Annotated in this window: 13 protein-coding genes; 7 read left to right on the top strand and 6 right to left on the bottom strand. The window is 51.1% G+C overall.

What is annotated here, in order from left to right; all coding sequences use genetic code 11:
- Positions 1–3: 3 nt before the first annotated feature.
- Positions 4–1329, bottom strand: a complete 1326-nt coding sequence (srfA, locus tag LCS67_RS11270; RefSeq protein ID WP_001129947.1) for a virulence-associated effector SrfA — start codon at positions 1327–1329, stop codon at positions 4–6.
- A 223-nt stretch (positions 1330–1552) separates the two neighbouring features.
- Here srfA and LCS67_RS11275 point away from each other — a divergent pair, with 223 nt between their 5' ends.
- Positions 1553–1786: a YdcY family protein gene (locus tag LCS67_RS11275; RefSeq protein ID WP_000018720.1), complete on the top strand. Its 234-nt coding sequence runs from the start codon at positions 1553–1555 to the stop codon at positions 1784–1786.
- Positions 1787–1790: 4 nt separating this feature from the next.
- Here LCS67_RS11275 and LCS67_RS11280 read toward each other — a convergent pair whose 3' ends face one another.
- On the bottom strand, positions 1791–2240 hold the full coding sequence (locus LCS67_RS11280; RefSeq protein ID WP_001076565.1) for a DMT family transporter: 450 nt from the start codon (positions 2238–2240) through the stop codon (positions 1791–1793).
- Positions 2240–2755 (bottom strand): L-methionine sulfoximine/L-methionine sulfone acetyltransferase, encoded by a 516-nt coding sequence (gene mddA / locus LCS67_RS11285; protein ID WP_000155373.1) that lies wholly within the window; start codon positions 2753–2755, stop codon positions 2240–2242. The genes LCS67_RS11280 and mddA overlap by 1 nt, the downstream gene beginning before the upstream one ends.
- Before the next feature lie 210 nt (positions 2756–2965).
- On the opposite strand from mddA, the gene LCS67_RS11290 reads away from it, so the two are divergent.
- Positions 2966–4003, top strand: a complete 1038-nt coding sequence (locus tag LCS67_RS11290) for an NADP-dependent oxidoreductase (RefSeq protein ID WP_001517827.1) — start codon at positions 2966–2968, stop codon at positions 4001–4003.
- A gap of 333 nt (positions 4004–4336) precedes the next feature.
- Positions 4337–5002, top strand: coding sequence for a colanic acid/biofilm transcriptional regulator McbR (mcbR, locus tag LCS67_RS11295; protein ID WP_001119592.1), 666 nt, complete (start codon positions 4337–4339; stop codon positions 5000–5002).
- 66 nt (positions 5003–5068) lie between these two features.
- On the opposite strand, the gene pqqU is transcribed toward mcbR, so the two are convergent.
- Positions 5069–7189 carry a TonB-dependent receptor PqqU gene (gene pqqU, locus LCS67_RS11300; RefSeq protein WP_000692031.1) on the bottom strand — a complete coding sequence of 707 codons (2121 nt, stop codon included), beginning with the start codon at positions 7187–7189 and terminating at the stop codon, positions 5069–5071.
- 263 nt (positions 7190–7452) lie between these two features.
- Between pqqU and LCS67_RS11305 the strand changes: the two genes are divergently transcribed.
- Both LCS67_RS11305 and LCS67_RS11310 read left to right on the top strand, forming a co-directional pair.
- Positions 7453–8514 (top strand): YncE family protein, encoded by a 1062-nt coding sequence (locus tag LCS67_RS11305; protein WP_000550636.1) that lies wholly within the window; start codon positions 7453–7455, stop codon positions 8512–8514.
- Between the two features lie 144 nt (positions 8515–8658).
- The gene (locus LCS67_RS11310) at positions 8659–8880 is read left to right on the top strand and encodes a YgdI/YgdR family lipoprotein (protein WP_000825228.1); all 222 of its coding nucleotides are present in this window, start codon (positions 8659–8661) and stop codon (positions 8878–8880) included.
- A gap of 76 nt (positions 8881–8956) precedes the next feature.
- Here the strand turns inward: LCS67_RS11310 and ansP are convergent, their stop codons facing one another.
- Positions 8957–10450: an L-asparagine permease gene (gene ansP, locus LCS67_RS11315; RefSeq protein WP_000857112.1), complete on the bottom strand. Its 1494-nt coding sequence runs from the start codon at positions 10448–10450 to the stop codon at positions 8957–8959.
- A 512-nt stretch (positions 10451–10962) separates the two neighbouring features.
- Here ansP and steA point away from each other — a divergent pair.
- Positions 10963–11595: a type III secretion system effector SteA gene (gene steA / locus LCS67_RS11320; RefSeq protein WP_001120862.1), complete on the top strand. Its 633-nt coding sequence runs from the start codon at positions 10963–10965 to the stop codon at positions 11593–11595.
- A 283-nt stretch (positions 11596–11878) separates the two neighbouring features.
- Complete coding sequence (gene nhoA / locus LCS67_RS11325) at positions 11879–12724, top strand: N-hydroxyarylamine O-acetyltransferase (protein ID WP_079900468.1); 846 nt, start codon at positions 11879–11881, stop codon at positions 12722–12724.
- Positions 12725–12759: 35 nt separating this feature from the next.
- Here nhoA and LCS67_RS11330 read toward each other — a convergent pair whose 3' ends face one another.
- The gene (locus tag LCS67_RS11330; protein ID WP_000804301.1) at positions 12760–13653 is read right to left on the bottom strand and encodes a PhzF family isomerase; all 894 of its coding nucleotides are present in this window, start codon (positions 13651–13653) and stop codon (positions 12760–12762) included.
- Between the last annotated feature and the right edge of the window lie 97 nt (positions 13654–13750).

Genomic DNA, 13750 nt, shown 5'->3' on the forward strand with positions numbered 1-13750 from the left:
AAATCAGGCACCTATCTTTTTAAACGTCAACGGAATTGCCGCGTGGTCGCCATAACGGGCGGTACAGGTTGCGACGTCATTGACGCCTGCTTTACAGGTAATTTCCGGCATCGGATAACGTGAACCGTCGGTGCAGCGCGCATTGCCGCGACTTTTAATCATCAGCTCGCCCGTTTGATGCAGACCAGAGAAAATTTCCGCCCGACAAACCACGTTATCGCCATGTACTACGCGCGCGATACCTTTGTTATTTTGGATCTGATAACGCAGAGAGGGCGGCTTGCCGGTAATCGGATCTTTGACATCCACGCTGACCCGCCAGCTACCGTTTAAAAAGCGCGTGGTTCCAAGCTTCATCTGCGTACTGTCCATCACCAGTGCGTCTTTGGGGATAGCGGCAATAATAACAGGCGCTTCCGGCAACGGCGCCGCTTTGGGGGCGGGCGTCACCTCAGCGCGATGCAGCGGCAAATGCGCGGTGAGTTCAGGCAATGGGGTAACGTCAGTTTTCGCGGTAGCGACAGGCGCGGCGCGAACAGGAGAGGCCCCGTCAACGGATGAAGATGGCCAGAAAAAAGGCGTGGCGACGGCGGCGATAACCACGGCAGCGACAGGTAAGCTCCACAGCGGTAGACGGCGAGCTCTTTTCGCCTCAGCAACCGGGATGGGTGTGGCCGGCTTCGGCTCGCTAACGATAACGGGCGGCGCAACAGGTTCCTCCGGCATTTTCGGCGGCTCAATGACAGACGTTAACAAGGGTTCATCCGCCTGACTAAACGCCGCCTCTACCAGCGGCTTTTCTTCGGGCTCCGGCTCCGGCTCGACCAGAGGGATGTCGGGGATTGCCTCGGTTATCCGCAGGCAGTCCAGCACATCATCGCGTGTATTTTCGTTGAGATTAACGAATCCCCAGAAGGTGATAACCGGTTTGCCGTTAACCAGGAAAACATGATTTTCGCCGGGAAATTGCGTCGCTTTCTCAAGTAGCGATCCAAATAGCTGAAGCGCTGTTTTACCGGATTGCAGACTTTTGCGACTGAGTGCAGCCGCGCTTTCAAAAGTGCTGGCTAAATAACGTAAAGCCCGAGAACGTGTCTCTTCGTCAGCCGCTTTCCACGCTATCGCCTGACCTTCAATCGGCGAATACCAGTCAACCCGATCGCCATTATCGTTAAGTTGCGGAATCGCCAGACAGTCAACCATCGCCTGCTGTTTACGCAGACGAAGCGTTTCGCGAATTTGCAATGCTGATTCAAATACGGCCTGACCGCCGCCGCCCACGGCCTGATAATCATCCAGATTGCCGCTGCGCAAGAGAGATTTTGCCACGTTGTTATCCCTTAGACTTCTTCACGCGTCTACTTTACGGGGTCTATACGCAAGCAAACGGCGGAAGAAAGGCAAAAAGGCGCGAATTCTCGGTCTATTAAGCCCCGTGTTTCCACTTGACGTAAGTTAAATCAGGGTGGCGGCGGCGAATGACCGCATCGGGCGACAATAACGCGTATAATAGGCGAATCATGCTGTTACAGAATAAAGAGTAGGAGAGCTTATGTCGCACCTGGAGGAAGTGAGCGCCCGCGTGGATGCCGCCATCGCGGAGAGCGTAATTGCCCATATGAATGAATTGCTGATTGCCTTGAGCGATGACGCTGAATTACGTCGCGAAGATCGTTATGTGCAGCAGCAGCGTTTACGCACGGCTATCGCGCATCACGGCAGGCAATATCAAGAAGATCGGGACGCGCGCCGCGAGCAGCTCACCAAAGGCGGCACGATCCTGTAACCCATTAAAACTGGCGCTTCGCAATCAGCCATGCGCCAATGACCAGCAACAGCGCGCCAAACGCCGGCCCGACCATTGCGCGTAACGTGACGCCGTGGCTACGCGCGATATCCAGCGCCAGTCCGCCGATTAACTGGCTGGCGACCAGTACCGCGATAGTCGTCGCGGCGCCAACGTTCTGATACCCGCTAATGCTGGCAAATACAAAAAATGACCCCAGCAGACCGGGGATCAATGTCCACCAGCGAACGCTGGCGACCAGCTCGCCGAAACCCGCAGCGCCTTGCTTAAACCACAATATCGTCACAAATAAAACGATCCCTACCAGCGAGTTCAACAGCATAGCGATCAGAATCGTCGATGATGTCTGCGTAATACGCACCATAATACTGTTTTGTACCACCAGCCCGACGCCGGCGGCGATCAAAAAGATAAGCGTCAGCGACTGGTTCATCAGCAGGCGTCCGGCGCGGCGTGTTCATCAAGCTGGAGCTGCATAAACGTAAGATCTAACCAACGGCCAAATTTTACGCCGACCTGCGGCATTTGCGCGGTAACGGTAAATCCCAGCGAATGATGCAGGCGTATTGAGGCGGCATTCTGTGACTCAATACCGGCCACCATCACATGCTTGCCGCAGCGTCGGGCTTCGTCGATCAGTCTGCTGAGCAGTTTTCGCCCCAGTCCTTTCCCCTGGTGCGCCGGATGAACATAAACCGAGTGCTCGACGGTATAGCGAAAACCGTCAAAACTGCGCCAGTCGCCAAATGATGCATAGCCAGTCACTACGCCATTTTCTTCGCTTACCAGCACCGGATAGCCCAGTAATTGACGGGCCTCATACCAGGCAAGGCGATTATCCGTATCGACCGTCCGATCGTTCCAGATGGCCGCAGTATGTAATACCGCATGGTTATAGATTTCGGTAATCGCGGCGCAGTCTGCTTTATCGGCAAAGCGAATCGTCATAGGGAACCCCAGGGAATGTTTACGATAGTGTTAGAAATACTATTGAAGGCGGCATAAATCAACGAATTAGCACAAGAATTCATGTTTAGCGAGGAGGGGGGAAAGTCGTTCATAAAAGCGCACAGCCTGATATCTGAGAGTGTTTAACTCCCTCAGAAAGCTAATGTTCGACTATTATTGATGGATTATGCCAGGCATGAGGAGAATAGAATGAAGCAACAGACCAACCGAAATCGTCGTTGGGTTTTGGCCTCGCGTCCCCACGGCGCGCCGCAGATGGATAACTTCCGCCTCGAAGAAGATGACGTCGCGACGCCCGGTGAAGGGCAGGTGCTATTGCGTACCGTTTTTTTATCACTCGACCCTTATATGCGTGGCCGCATGAGCGATGAACCCTCTTATGCGCCGCCTGTTGAACCTGGCTGCGTTATGGTTGGCGGTACGGTTAGTCGCGTTGTCGCGTCAAACCATCCTGATTACCGACCAGACGAATGGGTGTTGAGTTACAATGGTTGGCAGGATTATGACATTTCAGATGGCGAAGGGTTGGTAAAGCTGGGTGATAATCCGCAACATCCTTCCTGGTCGCTGGGTATTTTAGGAATGCCGGGATTTACCGCCTATATGGGGTTACTGGATATCGGCCAGCCGAAAGAGGGCGAAACGCTGGTTGTCGCCGCCGCCACTGGCCCCGTAGGCGCAACGGTTGGGCAAATTGGCAAGCTGAAGGGCTGCCGGGTCGTGGGTATTGCTGGCGGCGCGGAAAAATGCCGTCATGCAACAGACGTTTTGGGATTTGATCTGTGCCTTGATCATCACGCTGATAATTTCCCACAACAGCTTGCACAGGCCTGCCCGCAGGGTATCGATATCTATTATGAGAATGTCGGTGGTAAAGTCTTTGACGCCGTCTTACCGCTACTGAATACGTCGGCGCGGATTCCGCTCTGCGGTCTGGTCAGCGGCTACAATGCGACAGCGTTGCCGGACGGTCCAGACAGACTGCCTCTGCTGATGGCAACATTACTTAAAAAGCGTATTCGCCTGCAAGGTTTTATCATCAACCAGGACTATGGTCACCGGATACATGAGTTTCAGCAAGAAATGGGGCGTTGGATCAAAGAAGGGAAAATACATTACCGGGAGCAGATTACTGATGGGCTGGAAAATGCGCCAGAAGCGTTTATGGGGCTGCTGGCGGGGAAGAACTTTGGCAAAGTCGTGATACGTTTAGCGGACGATGCGTAAAGAAAAAATGGCGGCATTATGTCGCCATAAAAATGTGCAAATTTTAAAATTCCGGCTTTACTTATATTCATCATTCAGATCGCGGTGGGGCAGCTTATCTCCCTCAGCGGCCTGAACCGGTCAAAAATCTTGATACATGAAGGAATGACGGAGATAAAACGGTTGCCATAAAGAAACCTGTATTGTTGTAAAAGATGAGAATATCACGCAAGTAAATTATCACTTTTATTTATTTGGCCGTTCGGGCCTGGATTATCTTTTTTACAATTAAGTTCCGAAACTTCTTCGGGACTCGATTGCGATGTTGTTCTGCCAAGAGGTGAAGGAAGGAAAATGCCGGGTACGGAAAAAACACAACATATAAGCCTGACCACACAGGTTGAAAATCGGTTAAAGCATCAATTGTCTATTGGCGCATTAAAACCAGGCGCAAGGCTTATCACTAAAAATATCGCTCAAGAGTTAGGCGTCAGTATTACGCCGGTGCGTGAGGCCCTGTTAAGGCTGGTCTCTTCCAGTGCTTTGGCGGTGGCGCCAGCACAGGCGTTTATGGTGCCGGAGATCTCGCTGGAAAGTTTGCTGGAAATTAATACGATTCGTACTGCCCTGGAGGAGATGGCGGTGGTCGCCGCTGCGGGTAAGATTACTCCGGATCGCGAGCAGACACTGAATGCGCTATTAGATGAATTTCAACAGGCGCTGGAAAGTGGCGTTATGGAGAAAATTCTTTTGGCCAACCGCGCATTCCGCTTTGAGATCTACCACTACGCGGATATGCCAACGCTGTATGCCATGATCGAGCAATTATGGGTACGCCTGGGGCCAAGCCTGCATTTTTTATATGATAATTTTAAACTTGATGATTATCAAAACGGCGTTAATCTGTACAGAAAATTGCTTAATGCGTTAGTGACTGGTGATAAAGAAGCCAGTCGCCACTGCCTACAGAACGTTTTGCAACAAAACGTAGCGACGATTAAAAATCAGTACTTCATGTAACCTTCATGAAACTATGACTTATCAATAGCGGGGATTCCCCGCTATTGCCGGATATTTGCCGGATATTTATTCAAATTGCCATGCCAGATTAATCCCCACGCCATAGTTACGCCCTGGCGCTGGCTCATAATATCGGCCATTAGATTCATTAACGATCACTGAACCGATATATTCTTTATCAAATAGATTATCTACCCGCCCAAAAATATCGACGGTAAGCTGACTGTAATTAAATTTATACCCTGTATTTAGTCCAACAACGGTATACGAAGGCGCTTTGGCGGTATTTTCATCATTGGCCATGATATCGCCCATATAGCGAACGTCTGTTCCGGCGTACCACCCCTCATCCGGGATAAAACCTAATGAGGCGAATCCCATATTACGGGCGATGCCGGGCATCCGGTTTCCATCACAGTTTTGCCCCTGACAAACGTTACTGCGATAGGTCGCATCCAGCCAGGTCCATGATGCTTTCACCCGCCAGTCGCCGGCGAAGCGCTGGTCCAACGAGAGTTCTGCGCCCTGGCGGCGTGTTTTACCCGCGTTTTTGTAGGTAGTGCGTCCTCCCATACTACTGGCGACAACAATTTCATCATCGGTATCGGTTTGAAATAACGCGGCGGTCAACAAGCCATTGCCAATCCGCGTTTTACTGCCGACTTCCACCGTATCATTGGTCGACGGTTTGAGGTCAAAGTTGAACCCACTTTGGCCGTCAGCGCGATAAGAAAGCTCATTGATTGTGGGAGTTTCAAATCCGCGACCGGCAGCAAGATAGAGATTCCAGGCGTCAGTTAACGCATATTTTAGCGATCCGGCGGGTAGCCAGTGGTGATAGCTGGCGTCGCCGCTGTCATCGCCATTGCCGGGCGCGATATAGTGATCGTTAGAATCGAACCACACGGAACTGTAGCGCACGCCAGCATCCAGCGAGAGTTTTTGCGTAAGCTGCCACTGGGTTTGCAGATAAGGATCGACATTCCACATCAGGTTACGCTCATCCCGGCGTAAATCGCCTTTATGCCCAAACTCAGGGGTGCCGTTGTTGAGACGGAAGTTATTGTAACCCTTGCGGTTTTCGCTCATGTTTTCATAGTTTACTCCGCCAGTGAAGGTGACCGGCACACCTAATTCTCCCCGGTGAGTCCAGCGGGAATCAATGCCCTGATAGTGGCGTTGCAGTGTAATTACGCCGCCAGCCTGAGCTGGTTTTAGCTGTGCCACCAGGGGAATAGACTGGTATTGCGTGGTTTCCCGCTCTCCGGCGTAGGCCATCACGCTGATATCATCCTGCGCGCTGAGCTGACGTTCATAACGCAATCCTGCCTGAGTTTGTTTGATGGTTTTACGCGTATTGTACTGTTCAGCGCGCGGCGCCTGTTGCGGATCGGCTTTCCATTCAGATTCGGTAAGTCCGCCGGGATCGTCCGCCTTAATGTCCACACTATTAAAAATCAGCGAGAGTTTACTGACATCGTCAAGGCGAACGCCCAGTTTGGCATTAGCCAGATTTTTTCGCGCACCGCTGTGATCGCGGTAGCCGTGGGTGGTGAAACGGGTAGTCGATACCGTGTAATCCACGTCGCCTGGCTGTGTGCCGTCACCCATCGCGCCCGTGGCTTTTAGCCCATAGCGCCAGCTTCCATAACTGCCGTAGTAGCTGCTGGCCTCAAGGGTAGGCGGCTGTTTGCCGGTTTCGGTGGTGACATTTATCACGCCGCCGGAAGCATTGCCGTATAGCGCTGAGAAAGGGCCGCGTAACACTTCAACGTCTTGTATGCTGTTAATATCAATATTCGAAATCTGGCCTTGCCCATCCGGCATGGTGGCGGGAATGCCATCAACATACAGACGAATGCCGCGCACGCCAAAGGCGGAACGCGAGCCAAATCCGCGGATAGAGATTTGCAGATCCTGCGCGTAGTTCTGCCGGTTTTGCACCTGCAATCCCGGGACGCTGGTTAAAGACTCAGATAAATTGACGCGCGGCGTCGCCAGACGCATGTCTTCTCCCTCAATGACGCTAACGGCGGCAGGTGTATCCAGTTCGGATACGGTTTGCGGCGTTGCGGTGACTATCATGGTTTGTTCATTGGGCGCGCTGGCGGCCTGAAGGACCGGGGAGAAGGTCAGAGGCAATAAGAGGGCGGGATAAAGTCGCTGTCTAACGGAAATAATTTTCATGAAAATGCCGGATAAATGTAAGCGTATCAATGGAAAACGTGACATTAAGGGTAGTCAATATGTAAAGTTTTGAAATTTTAATCGCACATTAAGTTAAGAAAATGTGCGGTATTTAAGAGCCATGACATTCGCAGGCGAGGAAAAGCTCCACTTTCTGATAAATAATGATTATTATTCTCAACTTATAATAAGTGCGGAACGAAGATCCCGCGCAGCGAAGTAGTGTGAAGCAGCTATACACGTTTTTATCAAAGGGAGTCGTCATGCACTTACGTCATCTTTTTTCGCCGCGCCTGCGTGGTTCTTTATTGTTAGGTTCGCTCCTCGTCGCATCCTCATTTAGCACGCTGGCGGCGGAAGACATGCTGCGTAAAGCGGTAGGCAAAGGCGCTTATGAGATGGCCTGGAGTCAGCAAGAAAACGCGCTCTGGCTGGCTACATCGCAAAGCCGTAAACTGGATAAAGGCGGCGTAGTTTATCGTCTCGACCCGGTGACGCTGGAAATCACGCAAGCGATTCATAACGATCTCAAGCCGTTCGGCGCCACCATCAATGCCGCGACCCAAACGCTGTGGTTTGGCAATACCATTAACAGCGCTGTTACCGCGATTGATGCCAAAACGGGTGATGTAAAAGGTCGTCTGGTACTTGATGCGCGCAAACGTACTGAAGAGGTTCGTCCGTTACAGCCCCGTGAGCTGGTTGCCGATGCGGCGACCAACACGATCTACATTAGCGGTGTTGGTAAAGAGAGTGCTATTTGGGTAGTGGATGGCGAAACCATCAAACTGAAAACGACGATCGAAAATACCGGCAAAATGAGTACGGGTCTGGCGCTCGACAGTAAAGCGCAACGCCTGTACACCACCAATGCGGATGGTGAATTTATCACCATCGATACCGCCAGCAATAAAATTCTCAGTCGTAAGAAGTTGCTGGATGACGGTAAAGAACACTTCTTTATTAACCTGAGTCTCGATACCGCAGGTCATCGCGCGTTTATCACCGACTCGAAGGCGACTGAGGTTCTGGTTGTCGATACCCGTAATGGCAATATTCTTGCCAAAATCGCGGCGCCTGCTTCTTTGGCCGTCCTGTTTAACCCGACACGTAACGAGGCGTATGTGACACATCGTCAGGCAGGGCAGGTCAGCGTGATCGATGCGAAGACCTATAACGTTGTTAAAACGTTCGATACGCCGACGTACCCGAATAGCCTGGCGCTATCGGCAGACGGTAAAACGCTCTACGTCAGCGTGAAGCAGAAATCGACACGTGAACAGGAAGCGACGCAGCCGGATGATGTTATTCGCATTGCTCTGTAAATAGGGTATGGAGGGGGAAACCCCTCCAGTCATCTCTTTAAACGCACCGATACGCCTCGTTACACCCCGCCGATAGCCTGATGATTCTGTGAGAATTACACTGCCTTTTTGCTGTAGTTAACTCATTATATTCACGAGGAAAATATGAAAAGGTTATTTATATGCTCTGGTTTGGGCATGATGTTTTTTATGCTTGCGGGTTGCACAACCAACTATGTGATGACGACGAAGAATGGGCAAACGATCGTAACTCAGGGTAAGCCGCAGTTAGATAAAGAGACGGGAATGACCAGTTATACCGATCAGGAAGGCAACCAGCGGGAAATTAACAGCAATGATGTGGCGCAGTTGATTAAGGCTGACTAAGCATTGGGCGCGATGCGGTGTTGGCGGCAACGCGCATTAAACCCGGCAGGCCTGGGGCTGCCGGGGAAGGGTAATGTTATGTCGCTGCTTCTTCTTTCAATACGACACTCTCTGTCGAATCCGCCGTCACTGGCGCAGTGCGATGAATCTCCGCCACGCGACGTCGCACGCCAAACCAGCCGGCGACCAGCAGAATAGCGATCAGCGGCAACGAGGCGATAGTGTAAGTTCCATTCGGGTAGTCAAACGCCATGAGTACCAGCACGCTCAATAAAAACAACAGCGTTAGCCAGGAGGTAAAAGGCGCGCCGGGCAGTTTAAAACTGACGTCTGCGGCTTTGCCTTCTTTTATCGCCTGGCGTAAACGCATCTGGCACACCATGATAAACGCCCACGATGCGATAATGCCGAGCGAGGCAAAATTAAGAACGATCTCAAACACGCGGGAGGGGACCAGGTAATTCAGGAACACGCCGACCACGTAAACCACCAGAGTCGCCAGAATACCCGCATAGGGCACATGCTGACGGCTCATTTTCGCCATGAATTTCGGCGCGGAACCCCCCATCGACATTGAACGTAAAATTCTCCCCGTACAGTAAAGCCCGGAGTTCAGGCTGGAAAGCGCGGCGGTTAACACCACGATATTCATAATACTGCCGATATAAGGCACGCCAAGTTTAGAAAAGAAGGTGACAAACGGACTTTGCCCCGCCTGGTAGGCGTTCCACGGCAGCAGCAAAACCAGCAATACGACCGATCCTACATAGAAAAGACCAATACGCCAGATCACGCTATTGATGGCTTTTGGCACCATCGTCTGTGGATCTTTGCACTCCCCAGCGGCGGTACCGACCAGTTCAATCGAAGCAAAAGCGAACACCACGCCCTGAATCAGTACCAGCGCGGGCAACAGGCCGTGCGGGAAAAAGCCGCCATTATCTGTAATCAGGTGAAAACCGGTGGCATTACCCTCAAGCGGTTGACCGGTACCGAGAAAAATCGTGCCTACCACCAGGAAGATAACAATGGCGAGTACTTTTATCAGCGCGAACCAGAACTCCATTTCGGCAAACCATTTTACGCCGATCATGTTCATGGTACCGACAATGGTTAACGCGCCGAGCGCGAACACCCATTGCGGAACGTCGCCAAATGCGCCCCAGTAGTGCATGTATAACGCCACTGCGGTGATATCGACGATCCCGGTCATCGCCCAGTTAATAAAGTACATCCAGCCTGCGACGTAGGCCGCTTTTTCACCCAAAAATTCACGGGCGTAGGAGACGAAACTCCCGCTGGAAGGGCGATGCAATACCAGTTCGCCCAGCGCGCGTAAAATGAAAAAAGAAAAAATGCCACATATCAGATAGACCAGCGCCAGTGCCGGTCCGGCCATTTGCAATCGGGCGCCTGCACCTAAAAATAAACCGGTGCCAATCGCGCCGCCGATAGCAATCATCTGAACCTGACGATTCCCCATCGCTTTGTGATACCCCTCTTCATGGGCGTTCAGCCAGCGTCGTTTCGCCGCATGTTGTTCTGCGGCGTGCGTAGTCTGTGTTTTCATTACGTTACCTGTTATAGCCTGTCCTGACAGAAAAATTCCTTATGCCGCGACGGGCGCTCACCAATCGATTGCCTGCAATGGCGAATGCCGCTTTTCCCTGATTCTGTGACAGGGATAAAACCGCCGGCGGAGCATCCTACCTGCAATTGTTAAATGACGCAAAACATACGGAAAGGACAAAATGAGAATGTCGAGTTTATTTGTGTGGTCAGATGTGGTGTGGTGTGGTCACGATTCAGCCAGATAAGACGCCAGCACAAATCCGCAGTGCTTGCGTTGCGCAATAATTAACCAGCGCTAATCACTTGTGGGATTTATGGTCATAGATATAACCTCGAACGGTAAACTACCTGACGATATTGCAGCAGCATAAGATAAGGCCGTTGCGCCTGTTATTCTCATTTTCTCCTGAAAATATATGCCTTTGAGCAATTTTGTTGATTGACATATCGTCATAATGAGAGAGGAGTAGGACATATAAAGCTATTGAGCAAAATTTGAAGGAGCAGGATATGCCACATACATCAGTTTCTACCTATGCCAGAGCTTTATCAGGAAATAAGCTACCTCATGTTGCTGCAGGAGATTACGAAAATAAATTATCAACAAAAATCATGAAAGGCATCTTGTATGTGCTTACAGCAGGATTAGCCTACGGATTTACAAGAGTAATTGAACATTATTGCAATGTTACGCCTAAAGTTGAGGAGTTCTGTGCCAATGCAGGGAATATCCATAATCACCTTGCAGATGCTGTACGTGATGAACAATTTATTATAGATGTCGAGCTTTCTGATGGTCGGATGTTAACATTCGAACAACTCTCGCTGATGGCTGGACGTGAGCCAATCGTCAGGATATCGGATGGCGAACATACCGTAGAGGTTAAGGGGTCCTTTGAAGATATTTGTATGAGACTGGAAGAGGGCTTTTTTGAAGCGCCAGCGTACTATCATTATGATATTGATGAAAAATATAAAACCGTCAGAGAGCGAATAGCAGAATATAATGCCTTACCTCAGGCATTAGGCGCTATTCCGAGTTTAGAACATTATATCGCTCGGGCCAGCGACATGCAGGAGGCGAAAGTGCAATGGGCGGCCGACATAAAAGATCGTTACCATAACTATTTGGACAAGTATTAAAAAGCGTTTATGTTTAGCCAGTTTTGTTAGAAATCAGACTCGCTGAGCTGGCGTTAAAAATTTTAACACGCCGCTATTTTGGCGGCGTGTCGCAAAGAGATTCTCAGAACCCGATTTCCGTTTGTACGCCAAAATTCCACGTACCTCCGGCGGCTGTAGCCGGCCTGTCTTATTTTTTCAAAAGTATCCAACGCTATTCCACGGATAGGGTATCCTGTTGCGCAGCGATATCCGCCTCAGCCTGTGTGCCGAACGCAAGCATTAATATTAATGGAAGCCTCAGATGACCTCTTTTTTACATGCTTATTTTACGCGATTACATTGTCAGCCGTTGGGGGTTCCTACGGTTGAAGCGCTCAGAACGCTTCACTTAGCGCACAACTGCGCGATTCCTTTTGAAAATCTGGATGTGCTACTGCCTCGTGAAATACAGCTCGATGAGACGGCATTAGAGGAGAAACTGCTTTATGCCCGACGCGGTGGATACTGTTTTGAACTGAATGGCCTGTTTGAACGTGCGTTACGCGACATCGGTTTTAACGTCCGAAGCTTATTGGGGCGGGTCATTCTGTCTCATCCCGCCAGTTTACCGCCGCGCACGCACCGTTTGCTGCTGGTTGATGTTGAGGACGAGCAGTGGATCGCGGACGTGGGGTTTGGCGGCCAAACGCTAACCGCGCCGCTTCGTCTGCAGGCTGAAATTGCTCAGCAAACGCCGCATGGCGAATACCGCCTGATGCGGGAGGGGAGCACATGGATTTTACAATTCCGCCACCATGAGCACTGGCAGTCGATGTACTGTTTTGATCTGGGGGTGCAGCAGCAGAGCGATCATGTGATGGGCAATTTCTGGTCGGCTCACTGGCCGCAATCCCATTTTCGTCATCATTTGTTGATGTGCCGCCATTTGCCTGATGGCGGCAAGCTGACATTAACGAATTTCCACTTCACGCGTTACCACCAGGGACATGCCGTTGAACAGGTCAATATACCGGATGTACCGTCGTTGTATCAGTTACTTCAGCAGCAGTTTGGTCTCGGCGTAAATGATGTAAAGCACGGTTTTACCGAGGCGGAGCTGGCCGCGGTAATGGCTGCATTTGATACCCATCCGGAGGCGGGAAAATAGTTTTTTGCCGCGAGGATTTGCGGGCCTGACAAAGATTAAAAAGTAATGGCCCATTCGGCATGAAACAGAATGACCGCCTGGCCGGAGATGGTGACGTTGTCCGGCTGGTCATCGCGAATGGTGACGGTAACATCAACAGTACCCTCTTTGCCTAAAGCGCGCCCCTGATGGCCTTGAATCTGCAGCGTTTTACCGTCATGCGCCATCAGGCCATGATGGACGAGCCATGCTCCCATCGGGCCATTGGCGTTTCCCGTTACCGGATCTTCCACAATCCCTATCGCCGGGGAAAACATTCGCCCATCGGTTTCGTTTTTTCCCGGACGAATCTGGAAAGGAAAAAAGCCGTTACAGCCAATTTGCTGGCTGATTGCCGTCAGGGCTTCCAGATTCGGAGAAAGGGCATCAATATCAACGTCTGGTTTGAGCAGGATCATCACTTTTGCATGTCCTGTTGAAGCCACCTGAATTGGCGCTCCCGGCACGATATCATCTTCAGTCAGGTTCAACGCGGTGATGATGGCAGCCCGAATCTCTCCGACTAGCGGTGGTTCAAAAGAGGGCTGACCTTGTTCCAGCGTGATGCGATAGTCATTGTGTTCGGCATGAATTTCAACGCGATGACGGCCCGCTAACGAGGTTTGCCAGACGGTGGTGTTTCCCAATCCCAGTACCGTTGCCCGAACATAATGCGCGGCCACGGTGGCATGACCACAGATGGGGACTTCTACTGTCGGTGTAAAATAGCGTATGCGCACATCACTCTCTTCGCTTTTTAGCAAAAAGGCGGTTTCCGAGTGACGAAGTTCACGGGCAATCAGCTGCATCTGCGCGTCGCTTAGCGTATCCGCATGTAAGACAACGCCAGCAGAGTTGCCGCGAAAGGGTTCGCTGGTGAAGGCGTCAACATGGTAAATCTGCGGTTTCATTGATGTTCTCCTTTGACTGAAGAATCATCATAGCCTGTGCGTTGCCGAATGACGACGCCCATGTGTTTTTCTTTGCCCGGTAAGCGTACCCCCGGGC

Source organism: Salmonella sp. A7 (assembly GCF_020181675.1).
Lineage (GTDB): Bacteria > Pseudomonadota > Gammaproteobacteria > Enterobacterales > Enterobacteriaceae > Salmonella > Salmonella enterica.

Coding starts and splice junctions, on each gene's coding strand:
- LCS67_RS11275 (WP_000018720.1), top strand. CDS start 1,553: ATGTCGCACCTGGAGGAAGTGAGCGCCCGCGTGGATGCCGCCATCGCG.
- LCS67_RS11280 (WP_001076565.1), bottom strand. CDS start 2,240: ATGAACCAGTCGCTGACGCTTATCTTTTTGATCGCCGCCGGCGTCGGG.
- mddA (WP_000155373.1), bottom strand. CDS start 2,755: ATGACGATTCGCTTTGCCGATAAAGCAGACTGCGCCGCGATTACCGAA.
- LCS67_RS11290 (WP_001517827.1), top strand. CDS start 2,966: ATGAAGCAACAGACCAACCGAAATCGTCGTTGGGTTTTGGCCTCGCGT.
- mcbR (WP_001119592.1), top strand. CDS start 4,337: ATGCCGGGTACGGAAAAAACACAACATATAAGCCTGACCACACAGGTT.
- pqqU (WP_000692031.1), bottom strand. CDS start 7,189: ATGAAAATTATTTCCGTTAGACAGCGACTTTATCCCGCCCTCTTATTG.
- LCS67_RS11305 (WP_000550636.1), top strand. CDS start 7,453: ATGCACTTACGTCATCTTTTTTCGCCGCGCCTGCGTGGTTCTTTATTG.
- LCS67_RS11310 (WP_000825228.1), top strand. CDS start 8,659: ATGAAAAGGTTATTTATATGCTCTGGTTTGGGCATGATGTTTTTTATG.
- ansP (WP_000857112.1), bottom strand. CDS start 10,450: ATGAAAACACAGACTACGCACGCCGCAGAACAACATGCGGCGAAACGA.
- steA (WP_001120862.1), top strand. CDS start 10,963: ATGCCACATACATCAGTTTCTACCTATGCCAGAGCTTTATCAGGAAAT.
- nhoA (WP_079900468.1), top strand. CDS start 11,879: ATGACCTCTTTTTTACATGCTTATTTTACGCGATTACATTGTCAGCCG.
- LCS67_RS11330 (WP_000804301.1), bottom strand. CDS start 13,653: ATGAAACCGCAGATTTACCATGTTGACGCCTTCACCAGCGAACCCTTT.